Origin of the sequence: Nitrosospira multiformis (genome assembly GCF_900103165.1) — a bacterium.
GTDB classification, from domain to species: domain Bacteria; phylum Pseudomonadota; class Gammaproteobacteria; order Burkholderiales; family Nitrosomonadaceae; genus Nitrosospira; species Nitrosospira multiformis_D.
Map to the genome: position 1 here is coordinate 989,556 of NZ_FNKY01000001.1, position 24,470 is coordinate 1,014,025.

The 24,470-nt window shown below is 52.7% G+C and carries 21 protein-coding genes; 15 read left to right on the forward strand and 6 right to left on the reverse strand.

From position 1 onward, the window contains the following. Window positions 1-272: 272 nt before the first annotated feature. The 5 genes from pssA to fur form a co-directional block, all read right to left on the reverse strand. Window positions 273-1,016, reverse strand: a complete 744-nt coding sequence (pssA, locus tag BLR00_RS04460) for a CDP-diacylglycerol--serine O-phosphatidyltransferase (protein ID WP_254773393.1) — start codon at window positions 1,014-1,016, stop codon at window positions 273-275. Window positions 1,017-1,503: 487 nt separating this feature from the next. Beyond that, on the reverse strand, window positions 1,504-2,520 hold the full coding sequence (gene ilvC / locus BLR00_RS04465; RefSeq protein WP_074631027.1) for a ketol-acid reductoisomerase: 1,017 nt from the start codon (window positions 2,518-2,520) through the stop codon (window positions 1,504-1,506). Between the two features lie 83 nt (window positions 2,521-2,603). After that, a complete protein-coding gene (gene ilvN / locus BLR00_RS04470) occupies window positions 2,604-3,095 on the reverse strand; it encodes an acetolactate synthase small subunit (RefSeq protein WP_074631028.1) in 492 nt (163 codons plus the stop codon). Window positions 3,096-3,229: 134 nt separating this feature from the next. Continuing rightward, window positions 3,230-4,933, reverse strand: coding sequence for an acetolactate synthase 3 catalytic subunit (locus tag BLR00_RS04475; RefSeq protein ID WP_074631029.1), 1,704 nt, complete (start codon window positions 4,931-4,933; stop codon window positions 3,230-3,232). Between the two features lie 215 nt (window positions 4,934-5,148). Next, a complete protein-coding gene (fur, locus tag BLR00_RS04480; protein WP_074631030.1) occupies window positions 5,149-5,577 on the reverse strand; it encodes a ferric iron uptake transcriptional regulator in 429 nt (142 codons plus the stop codon). A 74-nt stretch (window positions 5,578-5,651) separates the two neighbouring features. Between fur and BLR00_RS04485 the strand changes: the two genes are divergently transcribed. The 5 genes from BLR00_RS04485 to greA all read left to right on the forward strand — a co-directional run bounded on the left by BLR00_RS04485 (window position 5,652) and on the right by greA (window position 12,447). Then, on the forward strand, window positions 5,652-6,356 hold the full coding sequence (locus BLR00_RS04485; protein ID WP_074631031.1) for an outer membrane protein assembly factor BamE: 705 nt from the start codon (window positions 5,652-5,654) through the stop codon (window positions 6,354-6,356). 103 nt (window positions 6,357-6,459) lie between these two features. Beyond that, window positions 6,460-7,269 carry a 4-hydroxy-tetrahydrodipicolinate reductase gene (gene dapB / locus BLR00_RS04490; protein WP_074631032.1) on the forward strand — a complete coding sequence of 270 codons (810 nt, stop codon included), beginning with the start codon at window positions 6,460-6,462 and terminating at the stop codon, window positions 7,267-7,269. Window positions 7,270-7,441: 172 nt separating this feature from the next. Further along, complete coding sequence (gene carA, locus BLR00_RS04495) at window positions 7,442-8,581, forward strand: glutamine-hydrolyzing carbamoyl-phosphate synthase small subunit (RefSeq protein WP_176759936.1); 1,140 nt, start codon at window positions 7,442-7,444, stop codon at window positions 8,579-8,581. Between the two features lie 60 nt (window positions 8,582-8,641). Then, the gene (carB, locus tag BLR00_RS04500) at window positions 8,642-11,863 is read left to right on the forward strand and encodes a carbamoyl-phosphate synthase large subunit (protein WP_074634129.1); all 3,222 of its coding nucleotides are present in this window, start codon (window positions 8,642-8,644) and stop codon (window positions 11,861-11,863) included. A gap of 107 nt (window positions 11,864-11,970) precedes the next feature. Further along, on the forward strand, window positions 11,971-12,447 hold the full coding sequence (greA, locus tag BLR00_RS04505) for a transcription elongation factor GreA (RefSeq protein ID WP_074631034.1): 477 nt from the start codon (window positions 11,971-11,973) through the stop codon (window positions 12,445-12,447). Between the two features lie 39 nt (window positions 12,448-12,486). Here greA and yhbY read toward each other — a convergent pair whose 3' ends face one another. Beyond that, a complete protein-coding gene (yhbY, locus tag BLR00_RS04510) occupies window positions 12,487-12,837 on the reverse strand; it encodes a ribosome assembly RNA-binding protein YhbY (protein ID WP_074631035.1) in 351 nt (116 codons plus the stop codon). A 30-nt stretch (window positions 12,838-12,867) separates the two neighbouring features. On the opposite strand from yhbY, the gene BLR00_RS04515 reads away from it, so the two are divergent. The 10 genes from BLR00_RS04515 (at window position 12,868) to pheS (ending at window position 24,213) form a co-directional block, all read left to right on the forward strand. Then, window positions 12,868-13,488 (forward strand): RlmE family RNA methyltransferase, encoded by a 621-nt coding sequence (locus tag BLR00_RS04515; RefSeq protein WP_074631036.1) that lies wholly within the window; start codon window positions 12,868-12,870, stop codon window positions 13,486-13,488. 160 nt (window positions 13,489-13,648) lie between these two features. Then, window positions 13,649-15,544 (forward strand): ATP-dependent zinc metalloprotease FtsH, encoded by a 1,896-nt coding sequence (gene ftsH, locus BLR00_RS04520; protein WP_074631037.1) that lies wholly within the window; start codon window positions 13,649-13,651, stop codon window positions 15,542-15,544. A gap of 159 nt (window positions 15,545-15,703) precedes the next feature. Then, entirely contained in the window at window positions 15,704-16,477 is a 774-nt protein-coding gene (gene folP / locus BLR00_RS04525) for a dihydropteroate synthase (RefSeq protein WP_074631038.1), read from the forward strand. 157 nt (window positions 16,478-16,634) lie between these two features. Further along, window positions 16,635-17,996 (forward strand): phosphoglucosamine mutase, encoded by a 1,362-nt coding sequence (gene glmM, locus BLR00_RS04530; RefSeq protein ID WP_074631039.1) that lies wholly within the window; start codon window positions 16,635-16,637, stop codon window positions 17,994-17,996. A 268-nt stretch (window positions 17,997-18,264) separates the two neighbouring features. After that, window positions 18,265-19,221, forward strand: coding sequence for a PstS family phosphate ABC transporter substrate-binding protein (locus BLR00_RS04535; protein WP_371130395.1), 957 nt, complete (start codon window positions 18,265-18,267; stop codon window positions 19,219-19,221). Window positions 19,222-19,793: 572 nt separating this feature from the next. Further along, the gene (gene thrS, locus BLR00_RS04540; RefSeq protein WP_074631041.1) at window positions 19,794-21,710 is read left to right on the forward strand and encodes a threonine--tRNA ligase; all 1,917 of its coding nucleotides are present in this window, start codon (window positions 19,794-19,796) and stop codon (window positions 21,708-21,710) included. A gap of 77 nt (window positions 21,711-21,787) precedes the next feature. Further along, a complete protein-coding gene (gene infC / locus BLR00_RS04545; RefSeq protein WP_256324046.1) occupies window positions 21,788-22,342 on the forward strand; it encodes a translation initiation factor IF-3 in 555 nt (184 codons plus the stop codon). 164 nt (window positions 22,343-22,506) lie between these two features. Further along, window positions 22,507-22,704: a 50S ribosomal protein L35 gene (gene rpmI / locus BLR00_RS04550; protein ID WP_041512338.1), complete on the forward strand. Its 198-nt coding sequence runs from the start codon at window positions 22,507-22,509 to the stop codon at window positions 22,702-22,704. Window positions 22,705-22,716: 12 nt separating this feature from the next. Next, complete coding sequence (gene rplT / locus BLR00_RS04555; protein WP_074631043.1) at window positions 22,717-23,076, forward strand: 50S ribosomal protein L20; 360 nt, start codon at window positions 22,717-22,719, stop codon at window positions 23,074-23,076. A 90-nt stretch (window positions 23,077-23,166) separates the two neighbouring features. Next, window positions 23,167-24,213, forward strand: coding sequence for a phenylalanine--tRNA ligase subunit alpha (gene pheS / locus BLR00_RS04560; protein WP_074631044.1), 1,047 nt, complete (start codon window positions 23,167-23,169; stop codon window positions 24,211-24,213). The last annotated feature ends 257 nt before the right edge of the window (window positions 24,214-24,470 follow it).

Genomic DNA, 24,470 nt, shown 5'->3' on the forward strand with positions numbered 1-24,470 from the left:
GAAGCAACGGGAGATTAAAAATATAGCACAGCAAGCATTAGGGAAATGTTAAGTAGTCGTGAGCAATTTTTAAAAGCCATGTGATAGGCCACCCGTTTGACGTCATGATTTACACCTGTCATGCATGCCCACAAACAGAGGGGTGCAGGGGTGCTCTAGCCCGTATATTTCACCGAAGGCTGGCGGCACAAACTGGATCGCAACGTTCTCATCAAATGCCATGATTCATAACGCCACGACAATTTTCAGGCCAGTTTGGTGAAAGATCCGGGCTACGTAGCGGCTTCCGTCGTTTTTTTTCTTTTTATCAGGCGCCACAGCCACATAACATAACCAGAAAGGGCATAAAGAAGGAATAGGCAAAATAGCACAACGGGAGGGTGGCTGGGAATCAGCACAAAGAAGAACAGCGCCAGAAACAGAACGGTAATGAAGGGTACGCTCTTGCGCAGATTAATTGCTTTGCCGCTGTAATAGGGGAGATTGCTGACCATTGTCAGTCCGGCAAACAGTGTGATACCCCACGCGAGCCATCGGATATCCGGCCCTGCTATTTCGAAGTCCAGCATTACCCAAACCAGTCCTGCAATCAGAGCGGCCGCAGCCGGAGTGGGCAGGCCTTGAAAAAATCGCTTGTCCACTATCTCTATGTTGGTGTTGAAACGTGCGAGACGCAACGCAGCACAGACACAGTAAATAAAAGCAGCAATCCAGCCCCACTTACCCATGCCCTTCAGGGCCCATTCGTATATCACCAGCGCGGGGGCAGCACCGAACGAAACCATGTCGGACAGGCTATCGTATTCCGCACCAAACTCGCTCTGGGTGTGTGTCAGCCGCGCTACCCGGCCATCCAGCCCATCCAGCACCATCGCAATGAAAATTGATACTGCGGAGTGTTCAAAACGACCGTTCATCGCCTGTACGATGGCGTAAAAGCCGGCAAACAATGCGGCGGTGGTGAATAAGTTGGGTAGTAAGTAAATGCCCCGCCGGCGCAATTTTGATTTGAGCATGAGACGTGGCAAATGAGGATCATGCATTATATGTGCAATACCGAAGAAGACCGATGCATGGTAAACGGTTATCTGCCGCTGGTAAACAGTAGTGAAATGAATAAACTAATATACCGGCAGCCAGGGAAGATGAGCGGCCCCACATCCGTGCGGATGCATGCGTGCTGTTGCGCGGATATTTCTAACCTAAATCCGGCAGCCGTAGCGAAATCATCCAAAGGGTGAAGGTAGAATGAGGTAAGAAACCATTGCTAGGCAAGTCGCTTAGTTGGCAAATGAGCTAAAAAAAAGCGATCAACCACCAAGCGCTTACGGTTCATTCCAGTCCGGCGATTCCGACGCGAAAATTATAACGACGGAGCATGGCGCCATCCGCCGGGCCACGATTCGAAGAGACGGAAGCCACCCATAAAACAAATAATGGGGGGCCTGCGGCGCTCGCTCCATAGCGTCCCGCTCCCGCTCATCTTCCGCTTTCCATCAATCCCTAATTCTTTGCCTGGTCAACCAGCTTGTTCTTCTTGATCCACGGCATCATATCGCGCAGTTTCGCACCAACCGTTTCTATCTGATGAGCGGATGCGAGGCGGCGGCTGGCTTTAAGCATGGGTGCGCCAGCGCGGTTCTCCAGAATGAACTCGCGGGCGTATTGACCTATCTGGATTTCATGAAGAATCTTGCGCATTTCAGCACGGGTTGCATCGGTAACAATACGTGAACCGCGCGAAATATCGCCATACTCGGCATTATTGGAGATGGAATAACGCATGTTGGCGATACCGCCCTCATAGATTAGATCCACAATCAGCTTGACTTCATGCAGGCACTCAAAATAGGCCATTTCCGGCGCATACCCTGCTTCAACCAGGGTTTCAAACCCCGCCTGAATCAAAGCGGTAAGACCGCCACACAGTACTACCTGCTCACCGAACAAGTCGGTTTCGGTTTCTTCGCGGAAGTTGGTTTCAATCACACCTCCCCGAGTTCCCCCATTTGCCGCGGCATAGGAAAGCGCCAGTTCGCGCGCTCTGCCAGACGTATTCTGGTGCACGGCAATGAGTGAGGGCACGCCACCGCCCTGCAGGTAGGTTGAACGCACCAAATGACCAGGTCCCTTGGGCGCAATCATGATGACGTCGAGATCCTCGCGAGGCGACACCTGACCATAATGGATATTGAAGCCATGCGCAAACGCAAGCGTGGCCCCCTTCTTGAGATGGGGTTCAATCTCCGAGCTGTAAACGGCGGCGATCTCCTCATCCGGCAGCAGTACCATCACGACATCCGCTTCCTTCACGGCTTCCGCTACTTCCTTGACGGTCAGGCCGGCCTTCTCTGCCTTGCTCCAGGATGCTCCGTTCCTGCGCAGGCCGACGGTAACTGTCACACCGGAGTCGCTCAGGTTATTGGCATGAGCGTGGCCTTGCGAGCCATAACCCAGAATGGTTACCTTCTTGTCCTTGATGAGCGACAAATCGGCATCTTTATCATAGTAAACGTTCATAATTTCCTTTCCGCCCAAATTAGAAGAGTGCCAAGAACTGGCGGGTGAGCACCCCGCTGCCCCATAGATCAAAAAAGATACTGTTATATTTTTAGTATTCGTTCACCACGACCGATGCCGGAGGCTCCGGTACGCACCGTTTCCAGAATCGTGCTACGCTCCATGGCTTCAACAAACGCGTCAAGCTTGGAGCCGGTGCCGGTCAGTTCGATGGTGTAGGATTTATCGGTAACGTCAATAATCCGGCCACGGAAAATATCGGCCATGCGCTTGATTTCTTCGCGATCGTTGCCGACGGCGCGCACCTTTATCAGCATCAGTTCGCGCTCGATGTGAACACCGTCACTCAAATCCACCACTTTGACCACTTCGATAAGCTTGTTCAATTGCTTGGTGATTTGCTCAATCACATCATCTGATCCAGCGGTAACCAGCGTCATGCGAGATAAAGTGGGATCTTCGGTGGCCGCCACGGTAAGCGACTCAATATTGTAGCCGCGGGAAGAGAACAAGCCGGCCACACGAGACAAAGCCCCCGCCTCGTTTTCCATCAACAGGGAAATGATATGTCGCATTTTTTAACCTAAGCCCGGCAGTGGTAGCGAACCCACCAAAAAAGTGGAAGTAAAGTGATGTAAAAAGTTATTGTGGATCATTTGCTAAAGTTGAAAAATGAGCGATCAGCTGCCAAAAGCTGCCAAAGGTAGGTTTATACCAGAATCATTTCAGAGAGGCCTTTGCCGCCAGGTACCATCGGGAAGACATTCTCGGTCTGGTCGGTAATGAAATCCATGAATACCAATCGGTCCTTGAGTTTAAACGCTTCCTTTAACGCACCTTCGACATCGCCGGGTTGTTCGATTTTCATGCCGACATGACCATAACTCTCGGCCAGTTTGACAAAATTCGGCAGTGCATCCATGTAAGATTCAGCATAGCGGTTACCATGGAAGAACTCCTGCCACTGACGCACCATTCCCATGTAGCGATTATTCAAATTAACGATCTTGAGGGGAAGGTTATATTGCTTGCAGGTGGACAGCTCCTGTATACACATCTGGATGCTGGCTTCGCCAGTCACGCAGGCTACCGCACCCTTAGGGTTGGCGAACTGCACCCCCATTGCTGCCGGAAGACCAAAGCCCATGGTTCCCAAGCCGCCGGAATTGATCCATCGGCGCGGCAAATCGAATTTGTAAAACTGCGCCGCCCACATCTGGTGCTGGCCGACATCCGAGGTAATGAAAGCGTTTCCCTTGGTCACTTTATAGAGTTTTTCAATCACCATCTGCGGCTTGATGATGGTGCTTGCACGATCATACTTGAGACAATCGCGCGCACGCCACAAATCAATCTGCGCCCACCATGCGTCAAGAGCGGATTGATCAAGCTTCTCTTTACCAGCCGTAAGTAATTTTATGAGTTCATCCAATACGTCGGAAATACTGCCGACAATGGGAACATCCACCTTCACGCGCTTGGAAATGGACGATGGGTCAATATCTATGTGTATGATCTTACGGTCTTCGTTGTAGAAATGCTTCGGGTTGCCGATCACACGGTCGTCGAAACGGGCGCCAACGGCCACTAGCACGTCGCAATGCTGCATGGCCATGTTGGCTTCGTAGGTACCATGCATTCCCAGCATCCCGACAAACTGTTTGTCGGTGGCGGGATATCCGCCCAGTCCCATCAATGTATTGGTGCAGGGAAAACCCAGCATGCGTACCAGATCAGTCAACCGTGTGGCGGCATCGCTCAAAATGACCCCGCCACCCGTGTACATCATCGGACGCTTGGCGCCCAATATGAGTTGTACCGCTTTTTTGATCTGCCCGGAATGCCCCTTGGTGACAGGATTGTAGGAGCGCATGCTGACCGTTTCCGGGTAAGTAAATCCGGTCTTCTGCTGGCTCACGTCTTTCGGTATGTCCACCAGTACCGGACCAGGGCGGCCGGTTGAAGCGATGTAGAACGCTTTCTTGATCGTAGTGGCGAGTTCGTTGATGTCTTTCACGAGAAAGTTATGTTTGACGCAGGGACGCGTGATGCCCACGGTATCGACTTCCTGGAATGCATCCAGCCCAATGGCATGAGTGGGCACCTGTCCGCTGATGATGACCAGCGGGATCGAATCCATATAGGCGGTGGCGATTCCGGTAACCGCATTAGTCACGCCAGGACCGGATGTTACCAATGCCACGCCTATTTTGTTGCTGGAGCGGGCGTAGCCGTCCGCCGCGTGCACGGCCGCTTGCTCATGACGCACCAAGACGTGCTTGACCTTATCCTGCTTGAACAACTCGTCGTAAATATACAGCACGGCTCCGCCGGGATAGCCAAATATATAATCCACCCCTTCTTTTTGCAAACAACGCACTGTAATTTCAGCGCCCGTTAATTCCGTGCTCATGCTTTCTTGGATCCTAATGTTGGGTGCCGGCAAAATGATAAATAAAACACTGAACAGTAACGGTTAGCTCATCGTTGGTCAACCCCTTGACAGCGGATCAAGCGGCATTGATGTTTACGCACGGACGCAATGGAGCGGGTCGTGCAAGTTAATCAAATAGATCTCCGCGATGAGGGTAGTGGAATCAAACCTCGCTTCTTTTTATTCCGTTTTTCTTATGTTTTCCGATGCGGGCATGCCGGCTTGGTGCAATCCGCGTAAAGTGCCAGTGAGTGCTCGTGTATGGTGAAGCCACGATCCTTGGCAATTCTAACTTGACGCTTCTCAATTTCCGCGTCATAGAATTCCTCTACGCGACCGCATTGCAGGCATACCAGATGGTCGTGGTGACTGCTGCTGGCAAGTTCAAACACCGCCTTGCCACTCTCAAAATGGTGGCGTTCAAGCAAACCCGCCTGCTCGAACTGTGTCAGCACCCGATAGACTGTGGCAAGACCGATATCCTCACCTTCACCGATAAGTGTTCTGTAAATATCTTCCGCCGATAGGTGCCGTACTGGACTGTTTTCGAACAGCCCCAGTATTCTAAGCCGCGGCAGCGTGGCCTTCAGGCCCATGGTTTTAAGATCATTCGGCTTGCTCATGGCTATATCCATCCTGTAAGTGATTTGCTGTATCATATAACGTTAAGTCTGCTTTGGAAACATACGCTGCCGCGATGCGCGCGAAAATACTCACGTTGCTTGTTTTGCAACTGCTCGCTGGATGTTCGTCTGTTCCATCTCTGGTCTACAAAATCGAGATTCAGCAGGGGAATGTTATTACCCAGGAAATGGTGGATAAACTAAAACCTGGCATGACCCGATCGCAAATACGCTTCGCGCTGGGTTCGCCAATGATTAGTGATGTTTTTCACGACAACCGGTGGGACTACGTTTATCGCCTTGAGCAAAAAGGTCATCTGGTTGAGCAACGGCAACTGACGGTGTTTTTCGAGGATGATAAAGTAGTGCGTGTGGGTGGCAGCTTTGCACCCACACTCGCTTTTGCTCCAACTCAACCCGTTGATCCAACCAGATCCATGGCTAACGTGGAAAGCGGCACTCCAGCCCCGGTTGATGCCACTGCGCTACGGGAGCCGGAGATGTCCAGCTTAAGGCAGGCACCTCCTTCGCAGGCCGCGATCCTGCCTCAGCCGGTAGATGAGGTGATCAAACCCATCGCTAACGAAGGCAATGGTCCCGCTTTGAGTGCTATTTCGCCAGGCGATATTCCGGCTTCAAGCAGTGTTCCGGCATCCAGCGATTCTTCGATGGTGAGCAAGGCTCCAGTTTCATCGGAACCGAAGCCGGTAGTTTCCAGGCAAACGCCATCGCAAGCGGGAGACAGGGGAAGTAGAGAAGCGGATCAGCCGAAAGAGTAGAGGTTAACCTGGCTAATCCAAGTTCGGTGGCTGGCCGCTCATTTTCGCTCATTTCTCATTTGTCTGGCTCGGTACGATGATTCACAGAAACTTCAGAATATAGATGACGACATTGAATATTGCCATTACCGGAAGTTCGGGCCGCATGGGGCGTGCTCTGCTGGAAGCGGTTGCGCGGACGCCGGACATGCGGTTGTCTGCTGCCCTTGAGCGGGAGGGGAGCCCTTATCTCAAGAAGGACGCCGGAGAGCTGATTGGCGCGCCATGCAACATTACCATTACCGATGATGTTTCCGCCGCGCTTCCCGGGAGCGATGTACTGATTGATTTCACTCGTCCTGAAGGAACCCTCGCGCATCTTGCGGTATGCCGCACGCTGGGCGTGAAAATGGTTATCGGTACCACGGGTTTTTCGACACAACAAAAGGAAGATCTCAAAGCGGCGTCAAGAGACATCTCCATCGTATTTGCGCCCAACATGAGCGTGGGTGTGAACGTGACGTTCAAGCTGCTGGAAGTGGCAGCCAAAGTGTTGAACGAAGGCTATGACATCGAAATCATAGAGGCGCACCATCGCCACAAGATCGATGCACCTTCCGGCACCGCGCTGCACATGGGTGAGGTAGTGGCACAGGCGCTTGGCAGAAATCTTTCGGAAGTCGCTGTTTATGGACGCGAAGGCAATACGGGTGAGCGAGCACCCGCCACCATCGGCTTTGCCACCGTGCGCGGAGGGGATATTGTAGGCGACCATACAGTGCTGTTTGCAGGGACCGGCGAGCGCATCGAAATTTCACATAAAGCGGGTAGTCGTGCGACCTTCGCCGAAGGGGCATTGCGTGCCGCCCGTTTTCTTGCGGACAAGCAAAGTGGTTTGTTTGATATGCAGGACGTGCTCGGGTTGCGCGGGTAGCTTCGGTTAACCCGGTTGGCAGATAAAACTGTCTAATGTTTTCCGGTTGATCGTACTGCCGCATTTCGTTGAAGGATGCGCCTTTTGGGCGTATAATCTCAGGTTCAGAGAAACGGGACAGGCGATAGCCTGTCCCGTTTTCCACGCCTTGTCAGTATTCCAGGAGCTACCCGTGTCACAACGCCCGCATGCCGTTCTCGCGCTCGCCGACGGCACCATTTTTCGCGGCATATCCATCGGCGTGGAAGGCATCAGCACGGGCGAAGTGGTGTTCAACACCGCTATGACCGGTTATCAGGAGATTCTGACTGATCCATCTTATTGCAGACAGATTGTCACACTGACTTATCCGCATATCGGTAATACGGGTACGAATCCCGACGACGTTGAATCCGGCAGGATTGAGCGGGTATATGCCGCCGGTCTGGTGATCCGTGATCTGCCTTTGCTCTCCAGCAATTGGCGGCAAACCCGGACTTTGCCGGAATATCTCAAGCAACAAGGCGTAGTGGCGATAGCGGATATTGATACCCGCAAGCTTACGCGCATCTTGCGGGAAAAGGGCGCGCAAGCCGGTTGTCTCATGACGGGCAATTTCAATGAAGCTGATGCGCTGGAGCATGCCAGAGAATTTCCCGGGCTGGTCGGAATGGATCTCGCCAAGGTGGTGAGTTGTGATCAGCCTTATGAATGGAACGAAGGTGAATGGGAACTGGGGTGCGGCTATCAAGTTCAGAAAAATTCGCGCTTTCATGTTGCCGCACTCGATTTTGGAATCAAGCGCAACATACTTCGCAAGCTGGCGCAGCGCGGCTGCAAGGTTACGGTACTTCCCGCGCAGACATCGGCGGATGAAATTCTGGCATTGCAACCCGATGGAGTGTTTCTTTCCAATGGGCCCGGTGATCCGGAGCCCTGTGATTACGCCATCGCCGCCACCAGGAAATTGCTTGAAAAGGAGGTGCCGATTTTTGGCGTTTGCATGGGACATCAATTGCTGGGACTGGCCAGTGGTGCCAGAACCATCAAAATGAAATTTGGCCATCACGGCGCCAACCATCCGGTGCAGGACCTGGATACGGGAAGAGTCATGATTTCCAGCCAGAATCACGGCTTTGCGGTAGATATCGAGACGCTGCCGAAGCATGCACGGGTTACGCATGTATCGTTGTTTGATGGCAGTCTGCAAGGATTTGAACTGATCGGCCAGCGTGCATTCTGCTTTCAGGGGCATCCCGAAGTCAGTCCCGGACCTCACGATCTGGATTATTTATTCGACAAATTTATCGGTTTGATGGAGGGGAAAAGGTGAGACGTGGATATGAAGCGTACGCAGGGTGCGCCGCTTTCACATTTTGCATTTCACCGTGCTATGCCTAAACGTACCGACATAAATTCCATCCTCATTATTGGTGCGGGGCCTATTATCATCGGCCAGGCGTGTGAGTTCGATTATTCCGGCGCGCAGGCGTGCAAGGCGCTGCGCGAGGAGGGTTATCGCGTCATCCTGGTGAATTCAAATCCCGCCACTATCATGACCGATCCCGAAATGGCCGATGCGACGTATATCGAGCCTATTATCTGGCCCATGCTGGAAAAAATCATTGCCGCCGAGCGTCCCGATGCGTTGCTGCCGACGATGGGTGGACAGACGGCGTTGAATTGCGCACTCGACCTGGCAAAGAATGGCGTGCTGAAAAAATATGGTGTCGAATTGATTGGCGCCTCGCGTGAGGCGATCGACAAGGCCGAGGATCGTGAAAAATTCAAACAGGCCATGAGCAGAATCGGGTTGGGTTCCGCGCGTTCCGCCATCGCGCACAGCCTGGAGGAGGCGTTGCAGGTACAAGCGATGGTGGGTTACCCCGCCATTATCCGTCCGTCATTTACCATGGGCGGTAGCGGCGGCGGCATTGCCTACAACCGCGAGGAATTTCTCGGCATTTGTGAGCGTGGGTTGGAGGCCTCGCCCACCAGGGAATTGCTGATTGAGGAATCGGTGATCGGCTGGAAAGAATTCGAGATGGAAGTGATACGTGACAAGAAAGATAACTGCATTATCGTTTGTACCATCGAAAACCTCGATCCAATGGGCGTTCATACGGGTGATTCCATCACTGTTGCGCCGTCTCAGACATTGACGGACAAAGAGTACCAGATCATGCGTGATGCATCGATCGCGGTGCTGCGCGAAATCGGTGTGGAAACTGGCGGCTCCAACGTACAGTTTGCGATTAATCCGCAAGATGGCCGTATGCTGGTTATCGAAATGAATCCGCGCGTGTCGCGCTCTTCCGCCCTGGCTTCGAAAGCAACCGGATTTCCCATTGCCAAGGTTGCGGCGAAACTTGCGGTAGGCTATACGCTGGATGAGCTCAGGAATGACATCACCGGCGGGGCGATGCCAGCCTCGTTCGAGCCGGCAATAGACTATGTCGTTACCAAGATACCGCGCTTCGCGTTTGAGAAATTTCCTCAGGCCAACGACCGTCTTACTACCCAGATGAAGTCAGTGGGCGAGGTCATGGCAATTGGGCGCACATTCCAGGAATCGTTGCAAAAAGCCCTGCGCGGACTGGAAATTGGCGTTAATGGACTGGACGAGAAAACAACCGATATTGAAATTATCGAAACCGAATTGAGCGATCCCGGCCCCGAGCGAATCTGGTATGTGGCTGATGCGTTTCGTTGCGGCATGGCATTGGATGAAATTCACAAACTTACCCACATTGATCCCTGGTTTTTGGCGCAGATCGACGATTTGGTGAAACAGGAGCAGTCTCTTGCCGGCAAGACGCTGGATACGCTTGATCCGCAGGCGCTGCGCAACCTGAAACGCAGCGGTTTCTCCGACCAGCGTCTGGCGAAGCTGATGAATACCACCCAGGTCGAAGTGCGCGCCAGGCGCCATCAACTCGATTTGCGTCCAGTATACAAGCGGGTTGATACCTGTGCTGCCGAGTTCGCTACCCGTACTGCTTACATGTACTCTACCTATGAGGAGGAATGCGAGGCGCTGCCCAGCGGCAGAAAAAAAATCATGGTGCTGGGTGGCGGGCCTAATCGCATCGGTCAGGGCATCGAATTCGATTACTGCTGCGTCCACGCGGCGCTGGCCTTAAGGGAGGACGGTTTTGAGACCATCATGGTCAACTGCAACCCCGAAACCGTTTCGACCGATTACGATACCTCCGACCGGCTATATTTTGAACCGTTGACCTTGGAGGACGTGCTGGAAATTGTCGCGGTGGAGAAGCCGCTGGGCGTCATTGTGCAATATGGCGGACAGACCCCGCTGAAACTCGCGCGCGATCTCGAGGCTAATGGGGTGCCCATCATTGGCACCAGCCCCGACATGATTGACTGCGCAGAAGATCGCGAGCGTTTTCAGAAGATGTTGCACCAGCTTGGGCTGAAGCAGCCATTAAATCGTACCGCGCGCAACCCGGAAGCGGCACTTGCCGCCGCAAATGAAATCGGATATCCGCTGGTAGTGCGCCCCAGCTATGTGCTGGGGGGGCGTGCCATGGAAATTATCCACGAGCAGATGTACCTGGAACGCTATATGCGCGAGGCGGTGAAGGTTTCGCACGATTCACCGGTGTTGCTGGATCGTTTTCTCAATGATGCCATTGAAGTGGATGTGGACGCGATTTGTGACGGAGAGGCCGTGCTGATTGGCGGCATCATGGAACACATTGAGCAGGCTGGTGTGCACTCGGGGGATTCCGCCTGTTCGCTGCCACCCTTCAGTCTTTCAACTGTCCTGCAGGATGAGTTGCGCCGCCAGACGTCAGCGATGGCGCGTGCACTTAAAGTGGTGGGATTGATGAACGTGCAATTCGCCATTCAGGATGATACGGTATACGTGCTGGAAGTCAATCCCAGGGCATCGCGCACGGTTCCTTTCGTGTCCAAGGCGACGGGATTGCAACTGGCAAAGATTTCCGCCCGCTGTATGACCGGGATGACGCTTGCCCGTCAAGGTGTCACCGGAGAGGTGATCCCGTCCTACTATTCAGTCAAAGAGGCGGTGTTTCCTTTTATCAAATTTCCTGGGGTGGACACCATACTCGGGCCCGAAATGAAATCGACGGGCGAGGTAATGGGCGTAGGACATACTTTTGCCGAAGCGTTCGTCAAGTCACAGTTGGCTGCTGGAGTCAAACTACCCAGCGCTGGCAAGGTCTTCATCAGCGTGCGCCAGTCGGACAAGCCCCGGGTGGTGGAAATCGCCCGCAATCTTGCGGAACTTGGATTCACCCTTTATGCTACTCGAGGTACCGCAACGGTGCTGATCGAAGCAGGACTGGTGGTAACGCCGGTAAACAAAATGGCGGAAGGGCGTCCCCATATCGTGGATATGATCAAAAATGGGGAAATGAATTTAATTATCAACACGGTGGAAGATAAGCGGAGTGCGATTCAGGATTCTTATTCGATCCGCCATGCCGTATTGCAGGCAAGGGTAACGTATTACACCACGCTGGCGGGTGCGCGCGCCGCGTGCATCGGTATGGCGAGCCTACGAGAGTTGCAGGCCTATCGCTTGCAGGAATTGCATGCAGCGGCGGTGCCGCCCGGTGCGGTTTAATGAAAAAAGCAATCGCCTGTCAATCGCACTGGATTCGTCATGCCGAAATCTTGCGAAATAGTCTGGACGATGACATCGTATACAATACAGGAAGGTGGTAATAGGCTATGAGTACAATTCCATTGACCGTGATTGGCGCGGGAAAACTGCGTGCCGAATTGCAAGAAATGAAAACCGTGCAGCGCCCCGCTGTCATCGCCGCCATTGCGGAAGCTCGTTCCCACGGGGATCTTTCAGAAAACGCCGAATACGAAGCAGCCAAGGAACGGCAAGGTTTTATCGAGGGACGCATTGCCGAATTGGAAAGTAAACTTTCCAATGCTCAAATCATCGATCCGGCGTTGCTGGATGCCAGTGGCGCTTGTGTATTTGGCGCAACGATCGATTTGCAGGACATCGCCAATGATACGGTAGTGACTTACCAGATTGTTGGCGACGATGAAGCCGATATAAAGGAGGGGAAAATCTCCATCAGCTCTCCCATTTCGCGTGCCCTGATTGGCAAGTATGCCGGAGATATAGCTGAGGTCCTTGCGCCCGGCGGGGTGCGGGAGTATGAGATTCTTGGTGTGAGATATATCTAATAAGCCTAATAAATTGGGCTCATCGGTTGCGGCCGCATGTCACGCTTGAAAGCTGCGTTTGGTTCGGCGTGATTCTCTTTTTTTACGGAATGCAGCGGTAGCCGGCTTTGCAATTTCGTCGGGTTTGGGACGATAGATTACCAGTATCTTGCCGATGTGCTGCACCGGCGCCGCTTCGAGGCGATGACACATTTCCTGGAGCAGCGCGTTCCTTATTTCCCGTCCATCGCTGAACACCCTGACTTTGATCAGTTCGTGACTTTTGAGTCCTTGATCCAACTCATGAATAACATTTTCCGACAAACCTTCCGCGCCTATCCGGACAATTGGCCGGATGGTATGGGCAAGCACCCGGAGCGCACGTCGATGATCCAGTGTAAGGGCTAGCATGAGATTTCTCGGAAACCGGCATTTTACGCGATGAAGCGCGCCAAAACCAGCAAAGCATGGATGAAAGAGCATGTGAATGATTTTTTTGTCCAGCAGGCAAAAAAAGAAGGTTATCGTTCACGTGCCGCGTATAAGTTGATTGAAATCGCCAGGCGTGATCATTTGCTCGGGCCAGGCATGACGGTGGTGGATCTGGGCGCGGCTCCCGGTGGCTGGTCGCAGGTGGCGGCGGAAAAGCTGGGCAGGAAGGGGAAAGTGATCGCGCTGGATCTCCTCGAAATGGCGCCGCTGCCGGGAGTGACGTTCATCAGGGGCGATTTCGGTGAAGCGTCCATTTTGGCGGAACTGAAAAAAGAATTGGGGAAGTATCCTCCTGATCTTGTAATTTCAGATATGTCACCTAATATAAGTGGCATAGGAGTGAGTGATCAGGCGCGCAGCATGTATTTAGCCGAGCTCGCGCTGGAGTTCTCCCTGGAACAATTGAACTCTGGCGGCAATTTTCTCGTCAAAGTGTTTCAGGGTTCCGGTTTTGAGGAGTTCCTAAGCGCGATGCGTGCCGGGTTCGGCAAGGTGGTAACACGAAAGCCGGAAGCGTCTCGTGGCCGCAGTAGTGAAATTTATTTGCTGGGCTTGGGTAAGCGGAGTTAAACCATTTTCATAGTTAGGCCAGATACGCCGCAGGAGATATATTTTACCGAAGCAAGGCGGCAGTGACGGCATTTATCCATGCTATTCGCTGTTATAAAACCTGAAATGGGTTTAGAATGAAATACTCAAGGATTTTGACGGCGCGAGCCAAGGAGCTATCTTGAACAATCTCATTAAAAACATGGCCATCTGGCTAGTGATTGCTTTGGTGCTGATGACAGTGTTCAACCAGTTCAGCACGCGGCAGACTGCGCAAGCTCCGATGGAATATTCTCAATTCATCGAGGAAGTGAAGCAGGGCAGAATCGCCAAGGTGACCATCGAAGGCCGCACGCTGAAAGGCACTAAATCCGATGGTAGACGATTCACTACCTACACACCCTCCGATCCTTGGATGGTCAGTGACTTGCTTAAGGCCGGCGTCATTATCGACGCCAAACCGGAAGAAGAGCCGTCGCTGCTGATGAATATTTTCGTTTCGTGGTTTCCGATGCTGTTACTGATCGGCGTGTGGATTTTCTTTATGCGTCAGATGCAGGGCGGGGGCCGGGGTGGTGGCGCGTTCTCATTCGGGAAGAGCAAGGCACGCATGCTTGATGAATCTACCAATCAAGTGACGTTTGCCGACGTAGCGGGTTGCGAGGAAGCCAAAGAGGAAGTTTCCGAGTTGGTCGATTTTTTGCGCGATCCCAGCAAATTTCAGAAGCTGGGGGGACGTATTCCCCGTGGCGTTCTAATGGTGGGGAATCCTGGCACCGGTAAAACGCTTCTGGCGCGTGCCATTGCAGGCGAGGCCAAAGTTCCGTTTTTCAGTATTTCCGGCTCCGATTTTGTGGAAATGTTCGTCGGGGTGGGTGCTGCAAGAGTACGAGACATGTTTGAGCAAGCGAAGAAGCATGCACCCTGCATTATTTTCATCGATGAGATTGATGCGGTTGGCCGTCAACGTGGTGCAGGCTTGGGCGGTGGTAACGATGAGCGTGAACAAACGCTGAATCAGCTGCTTGTAGAAATGGATGGTTTTGAAGGGGCCGTAGGGGTGATTGTCGTTGCGGCCACCAATCGGCCTGACGTGCTCGATCCGGCACTACTGCGCCCCGGTCGCTTCGATCGGCAGGTAACGGTACCGTTACCGGATATACGGGGACGCGAGCAGATATTGCATGTACATATGCGCAAGGTACCGATTGCGCCCGATGTGCATGCAGAAATCATCGCACGTGGCACGCCCGGGATGTCGGGTGCCGATCTCGCCAATCTGGTGAACGAGGCAGCACTGTTTGCGGCACGGAGTAGCAAGCGGCTCGTTGATATGGACGATTTCGAGCGTGCCAAGGATAAGATTTTCATGGGTGCGGAACGCCGTTCTGTGGTGATGCCGGAGCGCGAACGGCGCAATACGGCTTATCACGAATCTGGCCATGCGGTGGTGGCGCAACTGCTGCCTAAAACCGATCCGGTGCATAAAGTTTCCATTATTCCTCGCGGACGTGCGCTGGGCGTAACGATGCAATTGCCGACGGAAGACCGCTTCAGCATGGATCGCGAGGAGATCCTGCAGAACATTGCCGTGCTTTTTGGGGGACGTATCGCCGAGGAAGTGTTCATGGGGCAGATGACGACGGGTGCGTCCAACGACTTCGAGCGTGCCACCGAGATGGCCCGGCGCATGGTCACGCAATGGGGCATGTCCGATTCTCTGGGTCCAATGGTATATGGAGAGAACGAGGGAGAAGTCTTTCTCGGTCGCTCCGTTACGACGCACAAGAACGTAAGCGAAGCCACCATGCAGAAAGTGGACATAGAAATTCGTCGCATTATTGACGGACAATATGGCCTGGCACGCAAGCTGATCGAGGAAAACCGCGACAAGATCGAAGTCATGGCCAAAGCTCTGCTGGAATGGGAAACCATAGATTCCGATCAGATTGGCGACATTATGGAAGGTCGTGCGCCACGGCCGCCCAAACCCACCAAATCTGCGCCTCCGCCGCCGAAAGACAATACACCTCCGGCGGCACCGGCAACAACAGCGACTCCCGCTCAGGAAGTTTGAGTGTAGAGAGGATACGAAACAAATAAGGCGGGCTTGTCCCGCCTTATTTGTATGTATACTCAGTCAACCCTGGGTCTCCTCCCGTCAACGAACTCTTCGGTGTCCGCGGTCTTTTCCTTGAGGCAATTTCAAAATCTCGTTTCATCCCGCCCTCTGGTTATGGGGATCATCAATGTAACGCCAGATTCCTTTTCTGACGGTGGTTTGTTTGCTTCGACCGAGAGTGCTCTGCGCCACGCGGCGCAACTCATTGAAGAGGGTGCTGATTTGCTGGATGTTGGGGGTGAATCCACTCGTCCCGGCGGCACTCCAGTGAGTGTGCAAGAGGAACTGCATCGTATCATTCCGGTGGTGAAGGCCTTATCAAGCATGAACACGCCTGTTTCAGTGGATACATCCAAGCCGGAGGTGATGCGGGCAGCAATAGAGGCCGGCGCGATCATGATTAATGACGTGAATGCTCTGAGGGCGCCCGGTGCGCTCGAGGCGATTGCGGAAGGCGGTGTCGCGGTGTGCCTCATGCACATGCAGGGCGATCCGCTCAGCATGCAGGCTAATCCTCAGTATAATGACGTGGTAGCAGAGGTGAAGGACTTCTTGCGGCAGCGCCTGAACGCGGCGGAAGCTGCGGGCATACCATGCGAGAGATTGGTAATAGACCCTGGCTTCGGTTTCGGCAAGACACTGAGCCATAATATCGAATTACTGCGCCATCTCGATCAATTCATGGATATGGGTGTACCGGTGCTGGTGGGATTGTCGCGTAAATCCATGTTGGGAAAGATCACCGGCAATGAGGTGGGTGACCGGGTTCATGCCAGTGTTGCCGCAGCTTTACTGGCGAGAGCCAAGGGCGCTAGAATCCTGCGTGTACATGATGTCAAAGCGACTAGGGATGCGTTGGCGGTTTATGATGCGGTAAACATGGTTTAGCGTTTCAGGGATGCCGCCATTTAAAAACAGCCAGAAAATTGTCCCAATGCCTGCGTTATCCGATTGCATATGAAGATCATGTGTTCGCAAGGTAAAACACCGAGGTGAACGCCATGCGCGCCTCTCACTCAATTCTGACCACTTAAGGAATTTTTCGATGACCAGAAAATATTTTGGCACTGATGGAGTGCGTGGACGTGTAGGAGAAATACCCATCACGCCGGAATTCGTTATGCATCTCGGCTATTCTGCCGGCAAGGTTCTGGCTTCCTCCGACTGGCACTTATCCAAGGGTGAACGTCCGGCAGTACTGATCGGCAAGGATACGCGCATATCGGGATATATGCTGGAATCGGCACTGCAGGCGGGATTGTCCGCGGCCGGGGTGGATGTACTGTTATCCGGCCCCACTCCGACACCAGCAGTGGCTTATCTTACCCGTGCATTGCGTTTGCAGGCGGGGATTGTCATTTCCGCTTCACATAATCCGTTTGAGGATAACGGCATCAAGTTCTTTTCCGCCGCGGGCAGCAAATTGCCCGATGCTACGGAACATGAGATAGAGGCGGGATTAAATGCTCCCATCAAGTCGATGCCTTCGGCGCAGCTCGGCAAAGCACGGCGTGTCGATGATGCAAGAGGGCGTTATATCGAGTTCTGCAAAAGTACCTTTCCAAATCATCTCGATCTACGCGGCTTGCGCATCGTGATTGATTGCGCCCACGGGGCGGCATATCAAATTGCTGGGCACGTGCTGCATGAGCTGGGTGCGGATGTGGTTGCCATCGGGGTCCAGCCCGATGGTCTCAATATTAATCACGAATGCGGTGCAACCCATAGTGCCGCCCTGCGGGAAGCTGTCAGGCGGCATCGGGCCGATATCGGTATTGCACTGGACGGCGATGCCGATCGTGTAGTCATGGTCGATAATAAAGGTACCCTCTTTGACGGCGACCGGCTGATCTACATTATTGCCGCACACCGTCAGCAGAAGGGATTGCTCAAGGGGGGTGTGGCAGGGACTCTGATGACCAATCTCGCGGTCGAAAATGGTTTGAAGAAACTGAATATTCCCTTTGCCCGCGCTAATGTGGGTGATCGTTATGTATTGGAACTCATGCAGAAAGAAGGTTGGCAGCTGGGCGGTGAGGGCTCAGGCCATATTATTTGCACCGACAAGCACACCACGGGTGACGGCATTATTTCCGCGCTGCAAGTATTATATGCGCTGCGCGATACCGGCAAGACTTTGGCGGGGCTGACGCGCGGGGTAACGCTTTATCCGCAACAGTTAATCAACGTCAAGGTTCCCAAAGGATTCGATTCACGCGTCAATGTGGCGATCAAAATGGCGCAGGCGGAAGCTGAACGCGATCTGGACGGTAGCGGCCGCGTGCTGCTACGTGCATCAGGCACCGAGCCACTGATACGGGTAATGGTGGAAGGTGAATCTAAGCAGAAGGTTGAACATTGGGCGGAGAAGATTGCGGACGTTGTGCGGAGTGCCGCGGCGGATTAAGCAATTAAACAGTGGAAATGGCTGTTAATAAGATGTGCTCCCCGGAGCGTCGCAATTTTGTCACCCATATTTGCCTTTATGATCAAACCGTTCGATAGGCATAATCCATGAGTCGCAAATGCCGATTCGTGCCAATGTCGCAAAACGGTAATATGGGTGACTTAGTATGGTCATATTGCGTACCTGACGATATCTGATCAATTAAATGGAGAATGAAATGTTAAGATTGCCAACTGGAAAGGCGCTTGGGATATCGGCCGTACTGGGTATGTTAATCGGCGCTGCCGGCGTTGCAGGCGCCGCCGACGCGGTTGTCAAAATAGACGGCTCCAGCACCGTCTACCCCATAACCGAAGCGGTGGCGGAAGACTTTCAAATAGCCAAGAAAGGTAAAATTAGAGTAACGGTCGGTATTTCAGGTACAGGTGGCGGTTTCAAGAAATTTTGCCGTGGGGAAATCGATATTGCCAATGCGTCGCGTCCCATCCTGAAAAAAGAGATGGATGACTGCAAAGCAGCCGGCGTGCAATATGTCGAAATGCCAGTGGCGTTTGATGCGTTGACGGTGGTGGTAAATCCGAAAAATGATTGGACCAAAACCATCACTGTCGCAGAGTTAAAGAAAATCTGGGAGCCGGCTGCGCAGGGCAAAATCATGAGATGGAATCAAGTAAATCCGGCGTGGCCTGACGAGCCGATGAAACTCTATGGTGCGGGTGCGGATTCCGGCACTTTCGACTATTTTACGGAAGCCATCGTCGGCAAGGCTAAGTCGAGCCGTGGCGATTTTACCGCATCCGAGGACGATAACGTGCTGGTGCAGGGAGTGGCAAGCGACAAGAACGCACTCGGTTTTTTTGGTTACGCTTACTATGTCGAGAATCAGAAGAAGGTCAAAGCAGTCGCTGTTGATGGAGGCAAAAGCGGCGTCCTCCCATCCGCCAAAACAGTGGAAGATGGGAGCTATCAGCCCCTGTCTCGCCCAATTTTTATTTACGTCAACGTCAAGGCAGCTGAGAAACCTGAAGTCAAGGAGCTTGTCGAGTTTTATATGAACAATGCGGTAACACTGGTTAAAGAAGTTAAATTCTTCCCGCTACCTGCTCAAGCCTATAACACCAATCTGGAGCATCTCAGCAAAAAGAAGATTGGGACCGTATTCGGAGGCCAATCGGAAGTGGGTCTCAAGATCGAAGAGCTGCTCAAGCGTGAGGCCAGCTTTTAATTTCACATAGAACGATGGATTATCCAGCTTGGACCACCTCTGAATAAATTTGCGGATTTTGCCCGCAGTATGCACCACGGAAACCTATTCAGAGGTTCCGTAGCCTGAAAGTGATAGGTAAAGCAGGCGATCCAACAGGCGCAAAATTACCGGCCCGAGCGATGTTGTTTGGGTCTCCCCAAACTTTTCTTCTTAATCTTCTCTGGTTTATCAGAACCGGGCAGTTCCCTTGTGGAAATGTTCGTTTCGCATGCTTAATACAACCTGGCAGGCTTCTCAATACCGTCCTCGGTAGCAGTAAGACTGTATGCCACTTATCGGAGCATGCGGGAATCGCTGTTTTTCCGCATCAGCTAAAGAACCTCTTCCGGGGCTCTTGTGCGAGCGGCGCTGCATTGGTCATGATGTTCGTAGGTCTCGACCAGCCACTGATTGGTGCATTGAGTTGTCGCTCAATGAGAGCTATGGGAGAATGCGGCTTGCACAACACGAGTCGTGCGGAAAAAATGCTGGCTTCCGCAAATTTTGAGAATACTTGATAGCTTAGGCTACCCTTACGAAAGGAAGAAGTTGTGACTGTCATTCGTCTGCCGGATGGTTCGGAACGCAGGTATGAGCAACCGGTGACGGTGGGCGAAGTTGCGGCGTCGATCGGTGCGGGACTGGCTCGCGCCGCGCTGGCGGGAAAAGTGAATGGTAAATTGATGGACACATCCAGCCGCATCGAGACCGACAGCGATCTGGCCATTGTTACCGAGAAAGATCCGGAAGGGCTGGAAATCATTCGCCACTCCAGCGCGCATCTGCTGGCACATGCGGTGAAAGAATTATTTCCGGAAGCCCAGGTCACTATCGGTCCGGTGATCGAAGATGGATTTTATTACGATTTTTCCTACAAGCGTCCGTTTACGCCGGAAGATCTGGAGGCGATAGAGAAGCGCATGGCGGAAATCAGCGCGCGTAATCTGAAAGTAGAGCGCAAAGTGTGGGAGCGCTCTGAGGCCATTAATTTTTTCAAGAATCAGGGTGAGCATTACAAGGCTCAGATAATCGAAGCCATTCCTGGCGATGAAGATGTTTCACTCTATTCCCAGGGGAATTTTACCGACTTGTGTCGCGGACCGCATGTACCAACGACTTCAAGGCTCAAGGTATTCAAGTTGATGAAGTTGGCGGGCGCTTACTGGCGCGGGGACTCGCACAATGAAATGCTGCAACGGATTTATGGCACGGCCTGGACAAAAAAAGAGGATCAGGACGCCTATCTCCATCGTCTCGAGGAAGCGGAAAAACGCGATCATCGCAGGCTCGGCAAACAACTGGATTTATTTCATATTCAGGAAGAAGCGCCGGGCATGGTATTCTGGCATCCAAAAGGCTGGGTCATCTGGCAACAGGTGGAACAGTACATGCGGCAAGTGTTTCGCGATAATGACTACCTGGAAATCCGTACACCATCGGTGCTGGACAAAGGTTTGTGGGAGCGTTCCGGTCACTGGGAAAACTTTCGCGAGAACATGTTCATTACGCATTCGGAAGATCGTGACTTTGCCGTCAAGCCAATGAATTGTCCCGGTCACGTTCAAGTATTCAAGCAGGGATTAAAAAGTTACCGTGACTTGCCTTTGAGGCTGGCGGAATTTGGCTCGTGTCACCGGAATGAGCCATCGGGTGCGCTGCATGGTATCATGCGGGTACGCGCATTTACTCAGGATGATGCGCATATTTTCTGTGCCGAATCTCAGGTGCAGGATGAGGCGGTGCGATTTATTGACTTGTTACACAAGGTCTATACCGATTTCGGATTTAACGAGATCCTGGTGAAACTTTCAACCCGCCCGAAAAAGCGTGTTGGCTCGGAAGAACAGTGGGATAAGGCGGAAGCCGCATTGCAGTCGGCAATGAACCATAAAAAGCTCGATTGGGATTTGCAGCCCGGCGAAGGCGCTTTCTATGGACCCAAGATAGAATTTTCTCTTAAGGACAGCATCGGACGTGTGTGGCAGTGCGGTACGCTGCAACTGGATTTTTCCATGCCGGAGCGGTTAGGCGCTGAATACGTTGCCGAAGACAATTCCCGCCGCGTGCCGGTGATGCTCCATCGGGCGATCCTTGGTTCGCTGGAGCGCTTTATCGGCATTATCATCGAAAACCACGCAGGGGCGCTCCCGTTATGGCTTTCGCCGGATCAGGCGGTGGTGCTGAATATATCCGATGGACAAGCGGATTATGCCCGAAAAGTGGCCGATGAACTCAAGTACAATGGCATTCGAGTGCATGCGGACTTGAGAAATGAGAAAATAACTTATAAAATACGGGAGCATAGTTTACAAAAACTGCCCTATCAGATCATAGTGGGCGACAAGGAAGTGGCGGCGAAAATGGTTTCCGTGCGAACCCGCGAGGGTTCGAATCTCGGCCAGATGTCTTTGCAGACGTTGATTGAGCGGCTGAAAGCGGAAGCATCCATCAGAGCTGGCGCGGCTTGATTTATTAACAGACTTGGGGAACTACTATAGTTCAGGAAAAAGCAGCGCGTATCAATCTGGAGATTAATGCGCCGGAAGTGCGCTTGATTGGTGTGGAAGGAGAGCAGATAGGTGTAGTCTCTCTGGCGATCGCCAATAGCATGGCGGAGGAAGCCGAGGTGGATTTGGTCGAAATTGCGCCTACCGCCCAGCCACCGGTGTGCCGATTGATGGATTACGGCAAGTTTCGTTATCAGGAAAGCAAGAAAAAACACGAAGCCAAGCTCAAACAAAAACAAGTCCAGATCAAGGAAGTCAAGTTCCGGCCCAACACCGATGATGGCGATTACCATATCAAGCTGCGCAACCTGATCAGTTTCCTGGAAGAGGGTGACAAAGCTAAAATTACGTTGCGCTTTCGCGGCCGTGAAATGGCGCATCAGGAATTCGGTGTGCGCTTGCTGGAGCGGATAAGGGGTGATCTGGAGCCGCATGCGGTGGTGGAGCAGTTTCCCAGAATGGAGGGGCGGCAGATGGTAATGGTGTTGTCTCCCCGGAAAAAGGAAATAAAAGTAGCCAAGCCGAAGGAAAGCAAGCCGAAGGCGGAGACTGATGGCGCCACATCCGCAATGGATTCGGGTGCGGTACCATAGCGGCTGGAGGTCTGGAAGGTGACGTTAGCAGGGATTGTCGAGCTCTGCGTCGATAGCAGCAAGCCCGGCACAGATACGTGGCGGGTGAACAACAAGTGATTTCCGGGTCTTAAAAGCGTTCCAACAGGAAACACCCGGCGTCATATTAAAACAGGAGTCGTGTCATGCCAAAGATGAAAACCAAGAGTGGTGCGGCAAAGCGCTTTAAAGTGCGAGCCGGCGGCAGCGTTAAACGTTCGCAGGCATTCAAGCGCCACATACTTACCAAGAAAACCACGAAGAGCAAGCGCCAATTGCGTGGTACCGCTGGCGTTCATTGCAGCGATGTGGCGTCCGTGCGCGCCATGATGCCTTACGCTTAAGGAGAGACTGCCATGCCAAGAGTAAAACGTGGTGTAACGGCTCACGCCCGTCATAAGAAAGTGCTGAATCTGGCGAAGGGTTATCGCGGGCGCCGCAAAAACGTCTATCGCATTGCCAAGGAAGCGGTGATGAAAGCGGGACAGTATGCGTACCGTGATCGTCGCCAGAAGAAGCGTGAGTTTCGCGCCTTGTGGATCGCCCGTATCAATGCGGCTGCGCGCGAATGTGGCCTATCCTACAGCGTATTCATGAACGGTTTGAAGAAGGCCGCGATTGAAGTGGATCGCAAGGTGCTGGCTGATATTGCCGTATTTGATAAGCCGGCTTTCGTGAAAATAGTTGAACAAGCCAAGGCCAGCCTGGCCATATAGCCGGTCGTACCGAGAACCGCGAGGAGGCTAAAGGCAGATGCGCCTTGCCTCCTTTTTTCTTGTGGTAACTGAGCTCCCTATTGCGTTCTCATGAATAATCTGGATTCCCTCCTTAGTGAAGCTATTAGTCTGTTCAATGGCATAGATGATGCCATTGAGTTGGAGCAGGCCAAGGCATGCTATCTCGGCCGCAACGGCAGGCTAACCGAATTGCTGAAGGGATTGGGCAAGCTACCACCGGAAGAACGGCCTGCAATGGGTAGCCGCATCAACCAGGCAAAGGAAACGCTGGAAGCAGCACTTAAGCTCCGTCGTGATGCGATACAGGAAAAAAAGATGGAGGCGCAGCTGATCGGTGAGACACTGGATGTGACGCTGCCCGGCCGTGGCCTGGGAATGGGCGGCTTGCATCCGGTAACACTTACGCTGGAGCGTATCCAGTCATTATTTCGTTCGATTGGTTTTGTGGTGGCATCGGGCCCTGAGATCGAAACCGACTTCTACAATTTCACCGCACTTAACATTCCTGAAAATCATCCGGCAAGGGCGATGCACGACACTTTCTACGTCGACGATGGCAGTAGCGGGAATAATGAGCATCATGAGCATTTGCTGCGTACACATACTTCGCCGGTACAGATACGGTATATGCAAAACAATCAGCCGCCCTTAAAGGTAATCGCGCCCGGGCGGGTATATCGTTGCGACTCGGATCTGACGCATACCCCCATGTTTCATCAGGTAGAGGGTTTATGGGTGGATGAAAACGCCAATTTCGCGGCGCTAAAGGGTGTACTGGCGGATTTCATGCAACATTTTTTCGAGCGCGACGATTTGCCGGTGCGCTTCCGCGCTTCTTTCTTCCCGTTTACCGAGCCGTCTGCGGAAATGGATATTGGTTGCGTGATGTGCCGTAGTAGTGGTTGCCGTATATGCAGTTACACAGGCTGGCTGGAAGTCCTGGGTTGCGGCATGGTGCATCCTAACGTTTTTAAACATGCTCATATAGACAGCGAAAAATATATTGGCTTCGCTTTTGGCATGGGAGTGGAGCGGCTGGCGATGCTGAGGTATGGCGTGAACGATTTGCGCTTATTTTTCGAGAATGATTTGCGATTTCTTAAGCAGTTCAATTAGAGCGCTTCAGTCAATCGATCCAAATTCAATCCCGATTCCGGTAATCGCTGACTCTGTCATTGCCTCGGTTCTCAGAATAGGGTGGGCATAAAAATTTCGCTGCACTCTGTAGACGGATACTTGTGACACATTAAGGACTATTTTTCAGGCGCATGAGATTTTCATTAAACGAGACAGGCAACCGCACGGCGGACGCTCTCGTGGATTCAGATTGGTGGCAATACCCATAGAACATGAACCGTTTCTTTCGCGGCAAA

What these genes read in the sequence shown, in the direction of transcription:
- folP (WP_074631038.1), top strand. Translation starts at nt 15,704, where the DNA reads ATGGGGATCATCAATGTAACGCCAGATTCCTTTTCTGACGGTGGTTTG.
- rpmI (WP_041512338.1), top strand. Translation starts at nt 22,507, where the DNA reads ATGCCAAAGATGAAAACCAAGAGTGGTGCGGCAAAGCGCTTTAAAGTG.
- BLR00_RS04535 (WP_371130395.1), top strand. Translation starts at nt 18,265, where the DNA reads ATGTTAATCGGCGCTGCCGGCGTTGCAGGCGCCGCCGACGCGGTTGTC.
- pssA (WP_254773393.1), bottom strand. Translation starts at nt 1,016, where the DNA reads ATGCTCAAATCAAAATTGCGCCGGCGGGGCATTTACTTACTACCCAAC.
- BLR00_RS04475 (WP_074631029.1), bottom strand. Translation starts at nt 4,933, where the DNA reads ATGAGCACGGAATTAACGGGCGCTGAAATTACAGTGCGTTGTTTGCAA.
- BLR00_RS04515 (WP_074631036.1), top strand. Translation starts at nt 12,868, where the DNA reads ATGAAGCGCGCCAAAACCAGCAAAGCATGGATGAAAGAGCATGTGAAT.
- fur (WP_074631030.1), bottom strand. Translation starts at nt 5,577, where the DNA reads ATGAGCAAGCCGAATGATCTTAAAACCATGGGCCTGAAGGCCACGCTG.
- ilvN (WP_074631028.1), bottom strand. Translation starts at nt 3,095, where the DNA reads ATGCGACATATCATTTCCCTGTTGATGGAAAACGAGGCGGGGGCTTTG.
- BLR00_RS04485 (WP_074631031.1), top strand. Translation starts at nt 5,652, where the DNA reads ATGCGCGCGAAAATACTCACGTTGCTTGTTTTGCAACTGCTCGCTGGA.
- carB (WP_074634129.1), top strand. Translation starts at nt 8,642, where the DNA reads ATGCCTAAACGTACCGACATAAATTCCATCCTCATTATTGGTGCGGGG.
- yhbY (WP_074631035.1), bottom strand. Translation starts at nt 12,837, where the DNA reads ATGCTAGCCCTTACACTGGATCATCGACGTGCGCTCCGGGTGCTTGCC.
- ilvC (WP_074631027.1), bottom strand. Translation starts at nt 2,520, where the DNA reads ATGAACGTTTACTATGATAAAGATGCCGATTTGTCGCTCATCAAGGAC.
- dapB (WP_074631032.1), top strand. Translation starts at nt 6,460, where the DNA reads ATGACGACATTGAATATTGCCATTACCGGAAGTTCGGGCCGCATGGGG.
- glmM (WP_074631039.1), top strand. Translation starts at nt 16,635, where the DNA reads ATGACCAGAAAATATTTTGGCACTGATGGAGTGCGTGGACGTGTAGGA.
- greA (WP_074631034.1), top strand. Translation starts at nt 11,971, where the DNA reads ATGAGTACAATTCCATTGACCGTGATTGGCGCGGGAAAACTGCGTGCC.
- pheS (WP_074631044.1), top strand. Translation starts at nt 23,167, where the DNA reads ATGAATAATCTGGATTCCCTCCTTAGTGAAGCTATTAGTCTGTTCAAT.
- rplT (WP_074631043.1), top strand. Translation starts at nt 22,717, where the DNA reads ATGCCAAGAGTAAAACGTGGTGTAACGGCTCACGCCCGTCATAAGAAA.